Origin of the sequence: Pantoea sp. QMID4 (assembly GCF_030270445.1) — a bacterium.
Lineage (GTDB): Bacteria > Pseudomonadota > Gammaproteobacteria > Enterobacterales > Enterobacteriaceae > Pantoea > Pantoea vagans.
Window position 1 is genome coordinate 31,142 of the sequence record NZ_BSXL01000007.1, and the last position, 17,068, is coordinate 48,209.

The 17,068-nt window shown below is 55.5% G+C and carries 15 protein-coding genes; 9 read left to right on the forward strand and 6 right to left on the reverse strand.

The features are described from left to right. The first annotated feature begins 234 nt into the window (after positions 1–234). A complete protein-coding gene (lpcA, locus tag QSK07_RS16155; protein WP_098051394.1) occupies positions 235–813 on the forward strand; it encodes a D-sedoheptulose 7-phosphate isomerase in 579 nt (192 codons plus the stop codon). Positions 814–864: 51 nt separating this feature from the next. Next, the gene (locus QSK07_RS16160) at positions 865–1,632 is read left to right on the forward strand and encodes a class II glutamine amidotransferase (RefSeq protein WP_098051393.1); all 768 of its coding nucleotides are present in this window, start codon (positions 865–867) and stop codon (positions 1,630–1,632) included. On the opposite strand, the gene dpaA is transcribed toward QSK07_RS16160, so the two are convergent. Continuing rightward, positions 1,603–2,346, reverse strand: coding sequence for a peptidoglycan meso-diaminopimelic acid protein amidase (gene dpaA, locus QSK07_RS16165; RefSeq protein WP_285720967.1), 744 nt, complete (start codon positions 2,344–2,346; stop codon positions 1,603–1,605). The genes QSK07_RS16160 and dpaA overlap by 30 nt on opposite strands. A gap of 244 nt (positions 2,347–2,590) precedes the next feature. On the opposite strand from dpaA, the gene dinB reads away from it, so the two are divergent. After that, positions 2,591–3,646, forward strand: coding sequence for a DNA polymerase IV (dinB, locus tag QSK07_RS16170; RefSeq protein ID WP_285720966.1), 1,056 nt, complete (start codon positions 2,591–2,593; stop codon positions 3,644–3,646). A gap of 36 nt (positions 3,647–3,682) precedes the next feature. Here dinB and QSK07_RS16175 read toward each other — a convergent pair whose 3' ends face one another. The 4 genes from QSK07_RS16175 to pepD all read right to left on the reverse strand — a co-directional run bounded on the left by QSK07_RS16175 (position 3,683) and on the right by pepD (position 8,998). After that, the gene (locus QSK07_RS16175; protein ID WP_098051390.1) at positions 3,683–4,750 is read right to left on the reverse strand and encodes a sugar ABC transporter substrate-binding protein; all 1,068 of its coding nucleotides are present in this window, start codon (positions 4,748–4,750) and stop codon (positions 3,683–3,685) included. A gap of 25 nt (positions 4,751–4,775) precedes the next feature. Then, positions 4,776–5,777, reverse strand: a complete 1,002-nt coding sequence (locus QSK07_RS16180; RefSeq protein ID WP_098051389.1) for an ABC transporter permease — start codon at positions 5,775–5,777, stop codon at positions 4,776–4,778. Next, positions 5,774–7,279 (reverse strand): sugar ABC transporter ATP-binding protein, encoded by a 1,506-nt coding sequence (locus QSK07_RS16185; RefSeq protein ID WP_098053077.1) that lies wholly within the window; start codon positions 7,277–7,279, stop codon positions 5,774–5,776. Before QSK07_RS16185 ends, QSK07_RS16180 begins: the two co-directional genes overlap by 4 nt. 261 nt (positions 7,280–7,540) lie before the next feature. Continuing rightward, positions 7,541–8,998, reverse strand: coding sequence for a beta-Ala-His dipeptidase (gene pepD / locus QSK07_RS16190; RefSeq protein ID WP_285720965.1), 1,458 nt, complete (start codon positions 8,996–8,998; stop codon positions 7,541–7,543). 254 nt (positions 8,999–9,252) lie between these two features. Between pepD and gpt the strand changes: the two genes are divergently transcribed. From gpt to crl, 3 genes are all read left to right on the forward strand, one after another. Then, positions 9,253–9,711: a xanthine phosphoribosyltransferase gene (gene gpt, locus QSK07_RS16195; protein WP_003851171.1), complete on the forward strand. Its 459-nt coding sequence runs from the start codon at positions 9,253–9,255 to the stop codon at positions 9,709–9,711. Positions 9,712–9,826: 115 nt separating this feature from the next. Then, complete coding sequence (frsA, locus tag QSK07_RS16200) at positions 9,827–11,074, forward strand: esterase FrsA (protein WP_285720964.1); 1,248 nt, start codon at positions 9,827–9,829, stop codon at positions 11,072–11,074. 131 nt (positions 11,075–11,205) lie between these two features. Next, positions 11,206–11,607: a sigma factor-binding protein Crl gene (crl, locus tag QSK07_RS16205; RefSeq protein ID WP_098051387.1), complete on the forward strand. Its 402-nt coding sequence runs from the start codon at positions 11,206–11,208 to the stop codon at positions 11,605–11,607. Between the two features lie 338 nt (positions 11,608–11,945). Here the strand turns inward: crl and ompC are convergent, their stop codons facing one another. Beyond that, positions 11,946–13,058: a porin OmpC gene (ompC, locus tag QSK07_RS16210; protein WP_285720963.1), complete on the reverse strand. Its 1,113-nt coding sequence runs from the start codon at positions 13,056–13,058 to the stop codon at positions 11,946–11,948. A 237-nt stretch (positions 13,059–13,295) separates the two neighbouring features. Between ompC and proB the strand changes: the two genes are divergently transcribed. The 3 genes from proB (at position 13,296) to QSK07_RS16225 (ending at position 16,755) form a co-directional block, all read left to right on the forward strand. Further along, a complete protein-coding gene (gene proB, locus QSK07_RS16215; protein WP_098051384.1) occupies positions 13,296–14,399 on the forward strand; it encodes a glutamate 5-kinase in 1,104 nt (367 codons plus the stop codon). A 10-nt stretch (positions 14,400–14,409) separates the two neighbouring features. Continuing rightward, a complete protein-coding gene (proA, locus tag QSK07_RS16220; protein ID WP_275220004.1) occupies positions 14,410–15,663 on the forward strand; it encodes a glutamate-5-semialdehyde dehydrogenase in 1,254 nt (417 codons plus the stop codon). A gap of 360 nt (positions 15,664–16,023) precedes the next feature. Beyond that, the gene (locus QSK07_RS16225; RefSeq protein WP_098051383.1) at positions 16,024–16,755 is read left to right on the forward strand and encodes a S24 family peptidase; all 732 of its coding nucleotides are present in this window, start codon (positions 16,024–16,026) and stop codon (positions 16,753–16,755) included. Positions 16,756–17,068: the final 313 nt, after the last annotated feature.

Below are 17,068 nucleotides of genomic sequence, written 5' to 3' on the forward strand. Positions count from 1 at the left end.
TAAGAGGTCTGACCTGTTATGTAGAGAGGTTTAGAGTAGTTGGCGGGATTTATCAATTTGTTTACATCGCAATTACAACCTGCCTCACAAAAACCGCTTTTAGCCCATTTTTGCATCAACTGTGGCAATGACAATCGCCGCCACTGCCTGGCCGGGCACGGCATGAGGCTTTGCGCTGACCGGCCATTCCGTTAAACTTGCTGCGATTAACCTCTCCTAAAAAAGGACATCCCTATGTACCAGGACATCATCCGCTCTGAGCTTAATGAAGCTGCTGATACGCTGACTAAATTCCTCAGCGATGACGCCAATATTCATGCGATCCAACGTGCTGCGGTGCTGCTGGCTGACAGCTTTAAGGCGGGCGGCAAGGTGCTTTCCTGCGGTAACGGCGGTTCACATTGTGATGCGATGCACTTCGCCGAAGAGCTGACCGGTCGCTACCGTGAAAATCGTCCTGGCTATCCGGCGATTGCCATCTCAGATGTGAGTCATCTGTCCTGCGTCAGTAATGACTTTGGTTATGACTATGTCTTTTCGCGTTATGTGGAAGCGGTAGGACGACCAGGCGATGTGTTGCTGGGGCTCTCAACCTCCGGGAACTCTGCCAATATTATTAGAGCGATTGAAGCTGCACGTGCGCAGGGGATGAAAGTGATCACCCTGACCGGTAAAGATGGCGGTAAGATGGCAGGCAGTGCCGATATTGAAATCCGCGTGCCACACTTTGGCTATGCCGATCGTATTCAGGAGATCCACATTAAAGTGATCCATATCCTGATGCTGCTGATCGAAAAAGAGATGGTGAAGTAACTGCGCTGGCCTCCCGCCGGACGGGAGGCCTCAAAATCAGAGGTGGTGGCTATGTGCGAATTGCTCGGGATGAGCGCCAATGTTCCCACGGATATCTGTTTCAGCTTTACCGGACTGGTTCAGCGTGGCGGTGGAACCGGGCCTCACAAAGATGGCTGGGGCATTACCTTTTACGAAGATAAAGGTTGTCGTACGTTTAAAGATCCGCTGCCGAGCTTTAACTCGCCGATTGCGCGTCTGGTGCAGGAGTATCCGATCAAATCGCATTCGGTGGTGGCGCACATCCGCCAGGCGAATCGCGGACAGGTGTCGCTGGAAAACACCCATCCGTTTACCCGCGAGCTGTGGGGCCGAAACTGGACCTATGCGCACAACGGTCAGCTTAAGGGCTATCGTACGCTTGAGACCGGCACATTCCGGCCGGTGGGCGAAACGGACAGTGAAAAGGCGTTCTGCTGGATCCTGCATCAGCTGGCGACGCGCTATCCACGCACGCCGGGCAACTGGCCTGCGGTGTTTCGTTTTATCGGAGAGCTGGCCGGTTCGTTACGGCAGAAGGGCGTGTTTAACATGCTGCTGTCAGATGGCCGCTATCTGATGGCCTTCTGCTCGACCAACCTGTTCTGGATCACCCGCCGGGCACCCTTTGGCCGGGCGCAGTTGCTGGATCAGGATGTGGAGGTTGATTTTCAGCAGCACACCACGCCGCATGACGTGGTGACGGTGATTGCTACGCAGCCCCTGACGGCCAATGAAACCTGGCAGCGGATTGCGCCAGGTGAATGGGCGTTATTCTGCCTTGGAGAGCGCCAGGAATGAACGTGAAGCGGCTTCGGGACTGGCTAACACCGGTGCCGGGCTGCTGTTCATCACATATTTTCCGCTGGAAACATTGACCATCGGCGGCTGGTGATATTTTGCAAAGTACGCATAGCCCGGCTGCAACTGCTGCCAGAAACTGGCGTCGCTGGAGTAGCGGTGACGCTGCATGTTGCTGTCGGTCATGCGGAACGGATAGATGCTGATGCCAATATCCTGCTGACCGTTACGCAGCGCGGCATTCACATAGGTAAAAATCTCATCCATATAGGCGTTGGTCATGGCATAGCAGCCAATTGACTTACAGTCGCCATGAATCATCAGGTAGTTGCCGCTGTAGCCCTGATTACGATCGTACTGATTCGGGAAGCCGATGTTGATCGCGCGATAAAACCGGCTATCCGGCTTCAGCTGATTCAGCTTCACGTTGTAAAAACCTTCCGGGCTTTTGAAATCGCCTTCACGACGTTTCGGGCCGAGGCCGCCAGAAAAGTTACAGATGCGATAGGTATCCAGCAGGCGGAATTCGTTACCGATTTTGCCGTAGAGCTCAAGCGTGCGTTCTTCCTTGAAGATCTGGATATAGACCGGGGTGCCGAGTAACTGCTTTTTTAATTCTTTGCTGACCGGTGCCGCTGAAACGGGTTCGGGTGTCATTGCCATGCTGAGGGCTGGCAGTAAAATCATCGCAAACAGGAGTGCGATTTTGCCCATGCTGTGTATACCTTGAGGTGAAGAGAACATGACGCAAATTGTGCGTCTTTGTTTGCATTATCGGAACTGTCCGCTACCGCAGCGCAACATTAAACATTGTCTGTTTTTTTAGCAAGACGCCGACAGCCAGATTCGCGATTTACTGAAAGATATTCGGCCACAAATTTGTAAACATTAATTGTGGGCGCGACAAATATTGCAGTTACCCCTGTCAACTGTATACTTATCCAGTGCCGGAGGGGGTATGCGTAAAATCATTCATGTCGATATGGACTGCTTCTATGCCGCGGTGGAGATGCGTGATAATCCCCAGCTGCGCGATATCCCGATCGCCATTGGCGGCAGCCGCGAACGCCGCGGGGTGATAAGCACCGCTAACTATCCGGCCCGTAAATTTGGCGTGCGTAGCGCAATGCCAACCGGTATGGCCCTCAAGTTATGCCCGCATCTGCGCCTGCTGCCTGGCCGTTTCGACGCCTACAAAGAAGCCTCCGCGCAGATTCGCAACATCTTTGCCCGCTACACACCGCTGATTGAACCGCTCTCCCTCGATGAAGCCTATCTGGATGTCACCGACAGTCCGTACTGTCACGGCTCCGCCACGCTGATGGCACAGGAAATCCGTGCGACCATCTTCCGTGAAACCGGGCTTACTGCGTCAGCGGGTATCGCGCCTATTAAGTTTCTGGCGAAGATCGCCTCGGACCTGAATAAGCCGGACGGACAGTATGTCATTACTCCGCCGGAGATGGCCGGTTTTCTGCTGTCGCTGCCGCTGGCGAAAATTCCAGGCGTCGGCAAGGTCTCGGCCAAAAAACTGGAGGAGATGGGGCTGGTCACCTGTGGCGACGTGCAGAAGGCAGATTTAGCGCTGCTGCTGAAGCGCTTTGGTAAGTTTGGCCGGGTGCTGTGGGAGCGCAGCAACGGCATTGATGACCGTGAGGTCATCGTGGAGCGCGAGCGTAAATCGCTGGGGGTGGAACGCACGCTGGCGGAAGATATCAGCGACTGGGACGCCTGCCTGGAGATTATCGACTTTCTCTATGCGGAACTGGATCGCCGGCTGACGCAGATTCGACCGGACAAGCAGGTGGCGCGGCAGGGCGTGAAACTGAAGTTCAGCGATTTTCAGCAGACGACCCAGGAGCATATCTGGCCGGTACTGAATAAAGAGGACATGATTGCCATTGCCCGGAAAACCTGGGATGAGCGTCGTGCCGGTCGGGGCGTGCGGCTGGTGGGACTGCATGTCACCATGGTGGATCCCCAGCTGGAGCGTCAGCTGCTGCTGGGTCTGTAACGGTCAGCCTCACCAATCGGCAAGGCTGACGCCGGATTACTTCTTATATTTCGCCTCAAGGGTAGCAAACCACGGTGCGATGAAATCTTCATTGCCGCCCCAGCCCGGAATAATCTTGTTCAGCGAGGCAACGTTCACCGCGCCAGGCTGACTGTTGAGCTGCTGCTGAGAGATTGACGCGGCTTTAAACTGATACGTTGCTGGTGTCTCTTCACCGGCAATCTTCTTCGCAACCAGACGCATATTCACCGCGCCGATGGTTTTAGGATCGACTGCCACCGTCTGCACCCATGGGCTGTTTTTTTCGCGCATCAGCTGCAAATCCTGGTTCGAGACGTCGATGCTGTAGAGCTTAATCTCGGTGCGGCCATTCTCCTGCAGTGCTTTGTAAGCGCCCTGGCTGAAGGCATCCCAGGCGCCCCAGATGGCGTCAATTTTGCCTTTCGGGTATTTCGCCAGAATCGCACCAATCTTGTTGGCGGTGTCGCCCTGAACATCCGTCGACACTGCGCCAATCGACTCCAGCTGATGAATGCCCGGATTCTCTTTCAGCAGTTTTTCATACACCACCTGACGGCGCTCCATCGGCGGGAAACCGGCGACCCACAGCTTGACGATGTTCGCTTTGCCGTTGAAATCGTGGATAAGCTGACCCAGCGACAGCTGCGCCAGTGACGCATCATCCTGCGCGGTGACGGTGACGCCCGGAATCGGATTATCCACCGGGGTATCAAACACCGACAGTTTGATACCGGCATCGGCAATACGCTTCACCAGTCCGCTGGCGTAGGGCGCTTTGCCGTGCGACAGCACGATACCGTCATATTTCTGGCTGATCGCCTGATTCACGAAATCCTGGAAGCGCGCATCGTCGCCGTTGCTGAGAAAGGTGCTGACCTTAAAGCCCAGCTGGCGACCCTGCTGAATGGCACCGGCAACAAACTGGGTGGTGTTGTCATCGGAGCCGAGATTGCGGATCACCGCAATACGAATCGGGCCATCATGGCTGGCGATTGCCGCAGGCACCGGGGTGACGGTGTCCGCGAAGGCGGCGCTGGCGTTCAGCAGGCTCAGCGCCAGCAGTGAGAGTGTTATTTTTTGCATTGTTATCAACTCCGGTAAACGCGCCTCAGCGGCGCTGGATATAGGTGATCGCCAGTGCTAACGCCAGCACCAGCCCTTTAATAATGTCCATGGCGTAGTAGGGCACAGAGAGCATGACCAGGCCGTTCTGCAGCACACCGAGAATGACCGCGCCGACCAGCGTGCCCAGCGCGTTGGGCTTGCCGGAACCGGCCAGCGAGAAGCCAATCCACGCCGCCGCGACCGCGTCCATCAGGTAGCCGCTTCCGGCGTTGACCTGCGATGAACCGATACGTGAAGCAAGTAGGATGCCGCCCAGACCGGCGAGCAGTGAGGCGATCACATAAGCCAGCACCCGATAGCGGGTGGTACGGATGCCGGAGAGGCGCGCCGCTTCCGGATTACCGCCAAGCGCATACATGCGGCGGCCATGCTTAGTCAGCGACAGCGCCAGCTGCGCCGCGACGGTTACCACCAGCATAATGATCACGATGGTCGGCACCTGACCCAGCAGGCCAAACGCGGCCGGAATAGTCCCTTCCGCCATATCACCACTCGGCAGCACCATGTTCTCGGTGATCGACCCGCCAAAGCTGTAGGTCATCGCCACACCCTGAATCACAAACAGCGTCGCCAGCGTCGCCAGCATGTCGGGGATACGCAGGATCACAATCAGGAAGGCGTTGAACAGCCCGACCAGGGTGCAGAGCGCCAGGGTAATCAGGATTGCGGTGGTCGTGCCGAAGCCGTACCAGACAAACAGCGAAATCACTAACGCATTGGCGAGCGAGGCGGTCGAACCGACCGACAGATCAAAGCCGCCCACCGTCAGCGAGATGGACACGCCGATCGCAATTACCGTTACAATCGCAATCGATCGCAGAATGTTGATGATGTTGTTGGGATCAAGGAAGCTGTCGGAGGCCAGACCAAAGGCGGCGATCAGGATCACCACCGTGAGTAACATGCCCCATTTATAGAGAAAGTCGAACAACTGGTGACGCCACGGCGCGGCCGTCAGGTTCAGGCTGGTTTCTTTGCTGCTCACGCAGGGGTTCCTCCGGTGGAATAGAGCAAAAGCGTCTCTTCGGTGACGTCGCGTGCAGCCAGCTCGGCCACAATGCGTCCATCCCAGAGCACGCAAATCCGGTCGCATAAGCCGACCAGTTCAGAAAATTCACCCGACGCGTAGATAATGCCTTTCCCCTCGCGCGCCAGGTTGTCGATCAGGGTGAACAGCTCGGTTTTGGCTTTGATATCGACGCCTTTGGTCGGCTCATCAAAAATCAGCACATCAGCGTTGTTGCGCAGCCATTTGCCAATCGCCACCTTCTGCTGGTTGCCGCCGGAAAGACGCCGCAGTGTCTGTGCCGGGCCGGTGGTACGCACCTGCAACTGCCGGATAACCTGCTCAGCCCAGCGCCATGCCTGGCGATGCCCGAACAGGCTCCAGCGCGAAAAGCTGTCGTCGGCGCTGACGCTAAGATTCATCGCCACCGATTCATCAATAAATATTCCCTCTTTGCGCCGCTCTTCCGGCACCAGCGCCATACGGCGACTGACGGAGTCGTGCGGCGAACGGGGCTGCCACGGCTGACCGTGCAGTTCACCGCGACTGACGCGGCTTTTGCTGGCACCAAACAGCGCTTTGCAGAGTTCGGTTTTGCCGGCACCGGCCAGTCCGGCGATGCCCAGAATTTCCCCTTTGTGCAGCCGCAGTGAGATATCCTGCAGCAGCTGCTCATCATGCAATCCTTCTACAGCCAGCAGCAGCGGCTGTGTCTGTTGTTCGCGGCGAGGCGGGAAAATATCGGTCAGCTGATGGCCCAGCATCTTCTCCACGATTTGCTCGCCGCTCAGCGCTGCCATCGGGCCGGTTTCGATCAACCGGCCATCACGCAGCACCGTCAGCTGGTCGCAGATAGCTTTGAGTTCATGAATGCGATGAGAGATAAACACCACGCCGATGCCGCTGGCCTGCAGACGACGTACTACGGCAAACAGCCGCTCGCTTTCATGCTGATCCAGTGGGGCAGTCGGTTCGTCGAGAATCAGGAAGCGGCAGTGGTGAGACAGCGCCCGCGCCAGCAGAATTTGCTGCTTTTCAGCCAGGGAGCAGCGTTCCACCAGCCGATTGACGTCCAGTGCCACGTCGAGCTGAGCCAGCAAGCCCCGCGCCTGACGGCGGATCTCGTCCCAGCGATAGCGGTGGCCGGGTTCAGCCAGCCGATCCAGCAGAATGTTTTCCGCCACGCTGAGCTGCGGCACCAGCGCCACATCCACTTCCTGCTGAACCAGATGGATACCCAGCTGTTTCGCATCACGCGGCGTGCGGATGGAAACCGGCACACCCTCCAGCAGAATTTCGCCGCTGTAGTGGCTGTGCGCGCCGGAAAGGATCGCCATCAGGGTAGATTTACCCGCGCCGTTCGCGCCGGTCAGGGCATGAACCGAATGGCCGTCACTGCGGAAATCCACCGACGATAGCGCGGCAAATCCGCCAAAAGCGATGGAGATGTTACGCATCTCAAGGCGGTTTAACCCTGGCATGTCATTACTCTCCTGAAGAATCACTGGCCGCATTTTTTCCTGAACCTTCAGGCGGGGCAACAGCCGAAAGCGCATAAGCTAGCACGAAATCTTATTAGCCATCCAGACATCTGGACATAATGGCGGCTGTAACCAGAGAAGCGCGGGAATGTGGCGGAATAGCGGGGTAAAACGCGGAAAAGGCAGCGAATTATGCTGGGGATGAGTGGCGGGCATAAAAAAACCAGGCCGGAGCCTGGTTTACTTTTTTTTGTGACAGCATTACTTTTCTGGCACCGCATTCAGCAGGGTGGTCAGTAATTTCCAGTAAAGGCCAACGCTTTCGATGTGAACCTGCTCATCCGGCGAGTGCGGCCCGGTGATGGTCGGCCCGATCGAGACCATATCCATATCCGGATAAGGCTTTTTGAACAGACCACACTCCAGACCGGCGTGAATCACCTGAATGTTCGGGGTCTTATCAAACAGCGCGATATAGGTCTGACGGGTCAGCGCCATGATGGCGGAGTCCGCATCCGGCTGCCAGCCTGGGTAGCCGCCTTTCGCTTTGGTCTGTGCACCCGCCAGCTGGCCCAGCGAGGTCAGCATCTGCACCACATAATCGCGGCCGGTGTCGATCAGCGAACGGATCAGGCAGTTGATCTCTGCGTGGTCATCTTCCATCGTCACCACACCGATATTCAGTGAGGTTTCGACTACACCTTTCGCTACGTCTGAATTGCGGATCACGCCGTTTGGCGTGCTGTTCAGCAGATTCAGGAAGCGATCGCGACTGTCAGTGCTCAGGGCATTACCCTGATGCGCCAGCGGCTCGGTGACCAGTGCGATGTTTGGCTCTTTAACGCCATGCTCATTTTTGATGGCGCTCAGGAAGTGCGCCGCTGCGGATTTCAGCGCATCCGCTTTGTGGCTCTCAACGGCTACGGTAGCAAAGGCTTCACGCGGAATCGCGTTGCGCAGCGTGCCGCCGCTGAACGCCAGCAGACGCAGATTCAGTTCAGCCGCGTGTGCCGCCAGGAAGCGTGCCAGCAATTTGTTGGCGTTGCCGAGGCCCATATGAATGTCGGCACCGGAGTGACCGCCACGCAATCCTTTCAGCGTCAGCTTCAGGGTCTGGAACTCAGCAGGCACGGCTTCGCGGGTCAGTGGCAGGGTAGAGACGAAGTCGATACCGCCTGCACAACCCATGTAGATCTCACCTTCTTCTTCAGAGTCGGTGTTGATCAGGATTTCAGCCTGCAGCCAGTTGGGTTGCAGACCGAAAGCGCCATCCATGCCGGTCTCTTCGGTCATGGTCAGCAGCACTTCCAGCGGGCCATGCGTCAGGCTGTTGTCAGCCAGAACCGCCAGCGCAGAAGCCATACCGATGCCGTTGTCCGCGCCCAGTGTGGTGCCGCGCGCTTTTACCCACTCGCTGTCAATCCAGGGCTGAATCGGGTCTTTGGTGAAGTCATGCACGGTGTCGTTATTTTTCTGCGGCACCATGTCCAGATGCGCCTGCAGCGCAACCGGGGTACGGTTTTCCATGCCTGCGGTGGCGGGCTTACGAATCAGAATGTTGCCGACCTGATCGCGCTCACACCAGAAGCCCTGCTCTTTAGCCCAGCCGGTGATGTAGTTCGCCAGCGCTTCTTCGTGAAAAGAGGGATGGGGAATAGAGCAGATCTTAGCGAAAATATCCCACAGTGGCTGTGGAGAGAGTTGAGACAATTCAGACACGACAGGTCTCCTGTGTCAGTGTACCGGCGAGGCCGGACATCGCGAGTTTCCAGTGAAAAATCGCCGTCAGAGAATCTGACGAGCCAGGCCTGAGAATATCACTGTTTTTTACCGGGTGCGCTCTCAGACGCGCTAAAAAGCCGCAACCAGCGCGCGGGTGCTGGTTTTTAGTGCGTCAACTCCTTATAATCTCGCGCAACCTTTTCCCCGTTGCACATTTTTACGCCACTTCGGTTGGCTGGGATTTCTATTCTATGAGCGAAAAATACGTCGTTACCTGGGACATGCTTCAGATTCATGCCCGTAAACTGGCCCAGCGCCTGCTGCCTGTTGAGCAGTGGACAGGCATTATCGCGGTGAGCCGCGGCGGTCTGGTACCGGCTTCGCTGCTGGCTCGTGAACTGGGTATCCGCTACGTTGATACCGTCTGCATCTCCAGCTATGACCACGATCATCAGCGCGAAATGAAAGTGCTGAAGCGCGCGGAAGGCGACGGCGAAGGCTTTATCGTGATCGATGACCTGGTGGATACCGGTGGCACCGCCCAGGCGATTCGCGAGATGTACCCGAAGGCGCGTTTCTGCACCATTTTCGCGAAACCCGCTGGTCGCTCATTGGTTGATGATTATATCGTCGATATTCCGCAGGATACCTGGATTGAGCAGCCGTGGGATATGGGCGTGGTCTACATCCCGCCGATTGTTAAAAACTGATTGATACACATCAGATAACGCCCGGTTTTCCGGGCGTTGTACTTTCTGAGCCTCGCACCCCGAATTGCCGTACAGTACACTTAGCCATCGCCGTTCTGTTGCAGGAGAAGTGAGTATGACGAGCAAAAATCTCAGCGAGGAGCTATTTAAGCCGCGTTTTAAGCATCCTGAAACCTCTTCCCTGGTTCGCCGCCAGCATCACGCTACACCGGATATCCACTCAGCCCTGGATGGTGACAGCCAGCGTGGCTGGTATCGCATGCTGAACAAACTGATGTGGACATGGCGCGGCCTGACGCCGCAGGAGATCAGCGAAGTGCTGGCGCGTATCGCCATTAGCAACGTTGAACATACCGATGAGACGCTGCTCGATACGGTGATCGGTTTCCGCAGCGGTAACTGGCATTTTGAATGGTGCAGACAGGCAGGCATCTGGCAGCAGAAAGCGCTGGAGGCGACCGACGACAGCGAGGCGGGTGACTACTGGCTGCACGCGGCGCACCTCTATAGCGTTGCCGCTTATCCCTATATAAAAGGCGATCAGCTGGCTGACCAGGCACAGACGCTGGCCAATCGCGCCTATGAAGAGGCCACTCAGCGGTTGCCAGGCGAACTGAAATCCCTGACGTTTGCCATCACGGGCGGCAGTCCGGTCAGCGGTTTTCTGCACATACCACCGGATGTCGAAGCGCCTTATCCCACCGTACTGTTCTGCGGCGCGCTCGACTCGTTACAGAGCGATCATTACCGCCTGTTCCATGACTATCTTGCCCCGCGCGGCATTGCGATGTTGACCATTGACGTGCCGTCGGTGGGTAACTCGGTAAAATGGACACTGAATCAGGACACCAGTTTTCTGCATCAGCAGGTGCTGCGCGATCTGAAAAATGTGCCCTGGGTTGACCATACCCGCGTGGCGGCATTTGGCTATCGCTTTGGCGCGAACGTGGCCGTCCGGCTGGCTTATCTGGAATCGCAGCGGCTGCGTGGCGTTGCCTGTCTTGGCCCGATTGTGCATGCGCTGCTGACGCAGACGGCGTTGCAGGATGAGATCCCGGATATGTACATGGATATGCTGGCCAGCCGGTTAGGCATGGCGACTGCCTCCGACAGTGCGCTGCGCACCGAACTTAATCGCTATTCGCTTAAAACTCAGGGATTGCTGGGCCGCCGGACGCCGACGCCGATGCTGTCGGGTTACTGGCAGAACGATCTTTTCAGTCCGGAAGAGGAGAGCAAGCTGATCGCTAACTCGTCGTCAGACGGCAAAGCGTTGCTGATTCCGGTCAAGCCAATGATGGCCAGTTTCGACAAGGCGCTGAATGAGATTTGCGACTGGCTGGAGAAGCGTTTAAAAAGGTAACTGGCAAAATTTACAGTATTTGCTACAACTAGTAGCGGAATTCTTCCGGGCTGCTCTATAAAGGCTTATGACGTAATCAGGCCGCCCGGAAATCAAGGCTGTATAGCGGTCAAAACCTATGGAGAATCAGCATGACGTTACCAAGTGGTCATCCCCGCAGTCGCCTGCTTAAGCGTTTTACCGAGCTTGGGCCCTATATTCGCGATGGAAAATGTGGCGAAACCCGGTTCTTCTTCGACTGCCTGGCAGCCTGCGTCAATGTGAAACCGGCACCGGAACTGCGTGAGTTCTGGGGCTGGTGGATGGAACTGGAAGCGCAGGCTGACCACTTTACCTATGTCTACCATATCGGTCTGTTCGATAAAGAAGGCGACTGGTCGGTGGCAACCATCAAAGGCAAAGAGAACACGGCACGTGTGGAAGAGACCTTACGGAATTTCCATACCCGTCTGAAAGCGATGCTGAAGGAGTTAGAGCTGGATCTTATCCCGGCCAGCGACTTCGATGAGAAACCGGTGAAGCTGAGTGCCTGATTAGGTCATTCAGTAAAATAAAGACGAAAAAAATGGCGAGTTTAAAAACTCGCCATTTTTGTTGAAGTCTGGCCCGCTGTTAGATCGCGTTTTCGCAGAGAGCACGGTCAGATCGGAAAGACGCAAAAGCCGCCATCCATGGCACGCTCTGCCCACGCGATTACGCACCTCATCCCGAAGGTGCGCCCGTAAACGGACCAACGCTTTGCGTTGTTCAAAAACGCTCCCGGCGTTTTTGTCCGTGGCGTGGGACGCTTTCCTCTTCTGACCGTGTTCCCTGCGTGATGAATTTATGCGTTGCTGCCAGATCTAAATCCGCCCGGTTTTCGAGCCTGAAATCAGAACTGGTAAGTCACACCCATCGCCACAATGTCGTCGTTGTTGATCGACAGCGTGTTGTCATCATCCAGCTGGTTGATTTTGTAATCCACGAAGGCGGACATGTTTTTGTTGAAGTAGTAGGTTGCACCCACATCGATATATTTCACCAGATCCGCATCGCCGATACCGTTTTCGATATCTTTGCCTTTGGTCTGCACATAGCCAATAGAAGGACGCAGGCCGAAATCAAACTGATACTGCGCCACCAGTTCGATGTTCTGCGCTTTGTTGGCTGCGCCCGCGACGGCAGCGCCGGTATTACGGTTGGTGCCGCTGATTGGCGTCATGTTGCGGGTATCGGTGTAAATCGCCGCCAGGTAAACGCTGTTGGCATCATACTTCACGCCTGCGCCCCAGGAATCTGCACGGTCACCGCCGCCATAGGCGCGCGCCTGCTGCTGGTTAGTGCGGTCAGATGAGGTGATGGCACTCATCAGGCTCACGCCGCTATCACCCAGCGCGTAGCCCAGTGAAGCACCATAGCCGTCGCCGTTCTGACGGTTAATGTCAGTACGGCTGTTGGCACTGGTGGCGTCGTTCTTGCCCTGATACTGCAGCGCAAATTTCAGGCCATCGACCAGACCAAAGAAGTTGTTGTTGCGGTAAGTCGCGACGCCGGTGGCGCGCTGGGTCATAAAGTTATCGGAACGGGCCGTGCCGTCACCACCGAATTCCGGGAACACGTCTGTCCAGGCTTCCACGTCATACAGCACGCCATAGTTGCGGCCATAATCTACCGAACCATACTGCGAGAATTTCAGGCCAGCAAAACCAAGGCGGGTCTTGTTGCCGTTATTGGCGTCGCTGCCTTCAGAGTTATTAACGTTGTACTGATATTCCCACTGACCGTAACCGGTCATCAGGTCATTAATCTGCGTCTGGCCTTTAAAGCCGATGCGAGTATAAGACTTGTCACCGTCTGCGCTGGCATTATCGCTGATGTAGTGTTCAGCTTTAACTTTGCCGTATAAATCCAGTTTGTTGCCGTCTTTGTTATAGATTTCGGCAGCGTGCGCGGCAGAAGCCAGTGTCAGCGTGGAGACGATCATGGCCAGTGTGCTTTTCTTCATTTGCTATCAATCCCAATGTGAACGCCGTAAAAAACGAAAGTTTTTGTAAAACACCGACTTTTTACCCGCCCGTGATGAACTTTTTATGACACTTTTCCGGATTTCTTGTTAATGCTGAACTTTTGGTCTACCGCCTTGTCTGCGTAAATTCGTGCTTTTCCCCCGCTGGCTGTTGGCTTCCTTATCGACTCCTGTTAAAACGTCCTTTCGTAAAAATTTTTCACTACGGCAGGAAATATGAGTGGCAGTCAGACCTTAGTGGTCAAGTTGGGTACCAGCGTTCTTACCGGCGGCTCTCGCCGGTTAAATCGGGCGCACATGGTGGAACTGGTTCGTCAGTGCGCGCAGCAGCATGCCGCAGGCCACCGCATTGTGATCGTCACTTCTGGCGCGATGGCTGCCGGACGCGAACATCTGGGCTATCCCGAACTGCCACCTACCATCGCCTCAAAGCAGCTGCTGGCTGCGGTGGGGCAGAGCCGTCTGATTCAGCTTTGGGAACAGTTATTCTCCATCTACGGTATCCATATTGGTCAGATGCTGCTGACCCGTGCCGACATGGAAGATCGTGAACGTTTCCTGAATGCCCGCGATATGCTGCGCGCGCTGCTGGATAACCACATTGTGCCGGTGATCAACGAGAACGATGCGGTTGCTACCGCTGAAATCAAAGTGGGCGACAATGACAATCTTTCGGCGCTGGCTGCGATGCTCGGCGGTGCCGACAAACTGCTGCTGCTGACCGATCAGCAGGGTCTGTTTACCGCCGATCCGCGTAACAATCCTGACGCTGAGTTGATCAGCGATGTCCATGTAATTGATGATGCGTTACGCGCGCTTGCGGGTGACAGCGTATCCGGTCTCGGCACTGGCGGCATGTCGACCAAGCTTCAGGCTGCGGATGTTGCCTGCCGCGCCGGAATAGACGTGATTATCGCCTCGGGCAGTCGCAGCGGTGTGATCAGCGATGTGATTGACGGCAAGCCGGTTGGTACGCGATTCCATGCACAGCAATCGCCGCTCGAGAACCGTAAACGCTGGATTTTCGGTGCGCCACCGGCGGGCGAACTCACCGTCGATGACGGGGCGCTGGCGGCCATTATTGAACGCGGCAGTTCGCTGCTGCCCAAGGGCATCCGTGCTATCCAGGGAAATTTCTCGCGCGGTGAAGTGATCCGCATCCGCAGCCTGCAGGGCCGGGATATTGCTCACGGTGTTTCTCGCTACAACAGTGACGCGATGCGTATGATAGCCGGCCATCACAGTCAGCAGATCAGCGAAATTCTGGGATATGAATATGGCCCGGTGGCCGTTCACCGTGACGACATGATCGTCAGTTAAGGAGCGGACAATGCTTGAAGAGATGGGAAAAGCGGCGCGTGCCGCAGCGTATACCGTGGCCGATCTGTCGACGGCTGAGAAGAATCAGGTTTTGATGACCATTGCCGACCGCCTTGAGGCGGAAAGCGCAGATATTCTGGCAGCCAATGAGCTGGATTTAGCCGATGCGCGTCAGAACGGTATGAGCGCCGCGCTGTTAGATCGGCTGACACTTAATCCGCAACGCCTTGCCAGCATCGCCAGCGATGTGCGTCAGGTCTGTCAGCTGGCCGATCCGGTGGGACAATTAATCGACGGCGGTCAGCTCGACAGCGGATTGCGGATTGAACGCCGTCGCGTGCCGCTGGGCGTTGTTGCAGTCATTTATGAGGCGCGTCCCAACGTCACGGTTGATGTCGCCAGCCTGTGCCTGAAAACCGGCAACGCCGCCATTCTGCGTGGCGGCAAAGAGACCTGGCGCACCAATGCGGCCACCGTCAGGGTGATCCAGAACGCGCTGAAGCAGCACGGTCTGCCGACGGCTATCGTGCAGGCGATTGAAAATCCGGATCGCGAGCTGGTGAATCAGCTGCTAAAGCTGGATCGCTACGTCGATATGCTCATCCCGCGTGGCGGAGCCGGGCTGCACAAGCTGTGCCGGGAAAATTCCACCATCCCGGTGATTACCGGCGGCATCGGCGTCTGTCACATCTACATTGATGAGACGATGGAGATTGAACCGGCTCTTGATCTGATCGTCAATGCCAAAAAACAGCGTCCCAGCGCTTGTAACTCGCTGGAAACGCTGCTGGTGGATCAGGCGATGGCCGAACGTTTTCTGCCTGCCTTCAGCGCGCGTATGGCGCAGGAAGGCATCGCGCTGCATGCTGACAGCAACGTGCTGGCGCAGCTGCAGCAGGGCCCGGCTTTGGTCATCCAGGTTAATCCTCAGCAGTACAATGATGAGTGGCTGTCGCTGGATCTTAACGTCAAATTAGTGGCGGATATGGATGAGGCGATCGATCACATCCGTACGCACGGCACGCAGCACTCGGATGCCATCCTGACCCGCGACACCCGCAACGCCGCGCGGTTTGTCCGTCAGGTCGACTCCTCAGCGGTTTATGTTAACGCCAGCACCCGCTTCACCGATGGTGGGCAGTTTGGCCTGGGTGCGGAAGTGGCGGTCAGTACCCAGAAGCTGCATGCGCGCGGGCCAATGGGATTAGAGGCGCTGACCACCTATAAATGGATTGCCTGGGGTGATGACACGCTCCGGTCATAGCTACGATAATTTTTAACAAAACGGGAGTCTTTCAGAGACTACCGTTTTTTTTAGCCCGGCTTTCCGATCCAGTGAAAGATAGAGTTTTCTGCCCGTCAGATTAATTTTCATTCCAATCCCGTCACCATTTCCCGTTATGCTGGCTGAATTTCACGCAATTTCTTACGGAACATTCCTGAAAGGTGGGGCTGTATGCGGCCTGATGCAATATTTTTTGTTCAGCTGCAGGCCGAAGCGGATAATGATAATCAGAAATGCTTGATAAAGCGGTTAGGTAGTAAACGAGCGGTAATATAAAATGAACTGGTAGCAATAATGAAAATAACATCCAGTATCTCTTCTATGGTTGATTATTAACTAATGGTTAAAAAAGAAAGTACAAGACAAGCTTTCACCACCAGGCTGATAGCGGCCTGTGAGAGTGCCGGCATTGTCGGACATGGACGAAACAAACAGGTTGCCAGAGCCCTGCAGCAGCAGGGCTATAAGATTTCAACACCAGGAGTGTGGAAGTGGTTTAACGCGCAGTCAGTGCCTGATGGCGGCAATTTACTGGCGCTCAGCCAGCTGCTGGGCGTCAGGGTAGAGTGGCTGCAATACGGTATGGAACAACCCGCTGACCCGTTAACGCTGAGCACGTTTACCAGCCATAAGAATGTGTTTCGGGTGGATAGCCTTGATATCGGGCAGCGAAGCGCTGCGGGTCTGCCCGCGCGTGATGAGTTTGTGGAGACCATCCAGGCTATCGAATACGGTCTGGATGAGGCGCGGGTGCTATTCAACGGACGTCCGGCGGAGAACATCCGGTTAATTGCCATCAATAGCGACTCTATGGCTGACACCTTTGCACCGCGCGATCAGCTATTTGTAGATATCAGTGTGCGGATGTTCGACGGTGATGGCATCTATATTTTTACCCTCGATGAGCAACTCTATCTCAAGCGCCTGCAGCTGCAGCATAAGAAAATTGCTGTAATTTCAGATAATAAACGTTATGAAACCTGGTATCTCAATCATGATGACGTTACCAGCCTGAAAGTCCTGGCAAAAGTGATCATGAGCCAGGCGCGTCACTATCAAATCCTCGGCTAAGGCCGCTTTTGCTGCCTTTCTCAGGCGGGCTGCAAAAAAATAATCGGCATAAATTCATAAATTTAACCAGCAGTAAATAAAAAATTAACCAACGGTGTTTGATAAAGCATAAGAACCTGTTAATAATTTGAATATGGATGAACGAAGCAGATCTTTCACGGATGAGCCGCTCTTAAACAATTGAGGCGCTGCACAAGCGCGAATCATACCACCCAAAAGTCAGTGAATTTTGGGATGGGGTGGATGCGCAAAATGCAGCGTCGTCAGATGCCGTTTATTTCCCCTCGCTTACTTTCCACCTGGCTGCTAACGC

Excerpts from the sequence above, each read along its gene's own strand:
- QSK07_RS16160 (WP_098051393.1), top strand. The coding sequence starts at position 865 with ATGTGCGAATTGCTCGGGATGAGCGCCAATGTTCCCACGGATATCTGT.
- crl (WP_098051387.1), top strand. The coding sequence starts at position 11,206 with ATGACGTTACCAAGTGGTCATCCCCGCAGTCGCCTGCTTAAGCGTTTT.
- lpcA (WP_098051394.1), top strand. The coding sequence starts at position 235 with ATGTACCAGGACATCATCCGCTCTGAGCTTAATGAAGCTGCTGATACG.
- proB (WP_098051384.1), top strand. The coding sequence starts at position 13,296 with ATGAGTGGCAGTCAGACCTTAGTGGTCAAGTTGGGTACCAGCGTTCTT.
- QSK07_RS16185 (WP_098053077.1), bottom strand. The coding sequence starts at position 7,279 with ATGCCAGGGTTAAACCGCCTTGAGATGCGTAACATCTCCATCGCTTTT.
- ompC (WP_285720963.1), bottom strand. The coding sequence starts at position 13,058 with ATGAAGAAAAGCACACTGGCCATGATCGTCTCCACGCTGACACTGGCT.
- QSK07_RS16175 (WP_098051390.1), bottom strand. The coding sequence starts at position 4,750 with ATGCAAAAAATAACACTCTCACTGCTGGCGCTGAGCCTGCTGAACGCC.
- dpaA (WP_285720967.1), bottom strand. The coding sequence starts at position 2,346 with ATGGGCAAAATCGCACTCCTGTTTGCGATGATTTTACTGCCAGCCCTC.
- QSK07_RS16225 (WP_098051383.1), top strand. The coding sequence starts at position 16,024 with ATGGTTAAAAAAGAAAGTACAAGACAAGCTTTCACCACCAGGCTGATA.
- dinB (WP_285720966.1), top strand. The coding sequence starts at position 2,591 with ATGCGTAAAATCATTCATGTCGATATGGACTGCTTCTATGCCGCGGTG.
- gpt (WP_003851171.1), top strand. The coding sequence starts at position 9,253 with ATGAGCGAAAAATACGTCGTTACCTGGGACATGCTTCAGATTCATGCC.
- frsA (WP_285720964.1), top strand. The coding sequence starts at position 9,827 with ATGACGAGCAAAAATCTCAGCGAGGAGCTATTTAAGCCGCGTTTTAAG.
- proA (WP_275220004.1), top strand. The coding sequence starts at position 14,410 with ATGCTTGAAGAGATGGGAAAAGCGGCGCGTGCCGCAGCGTATACCGTG.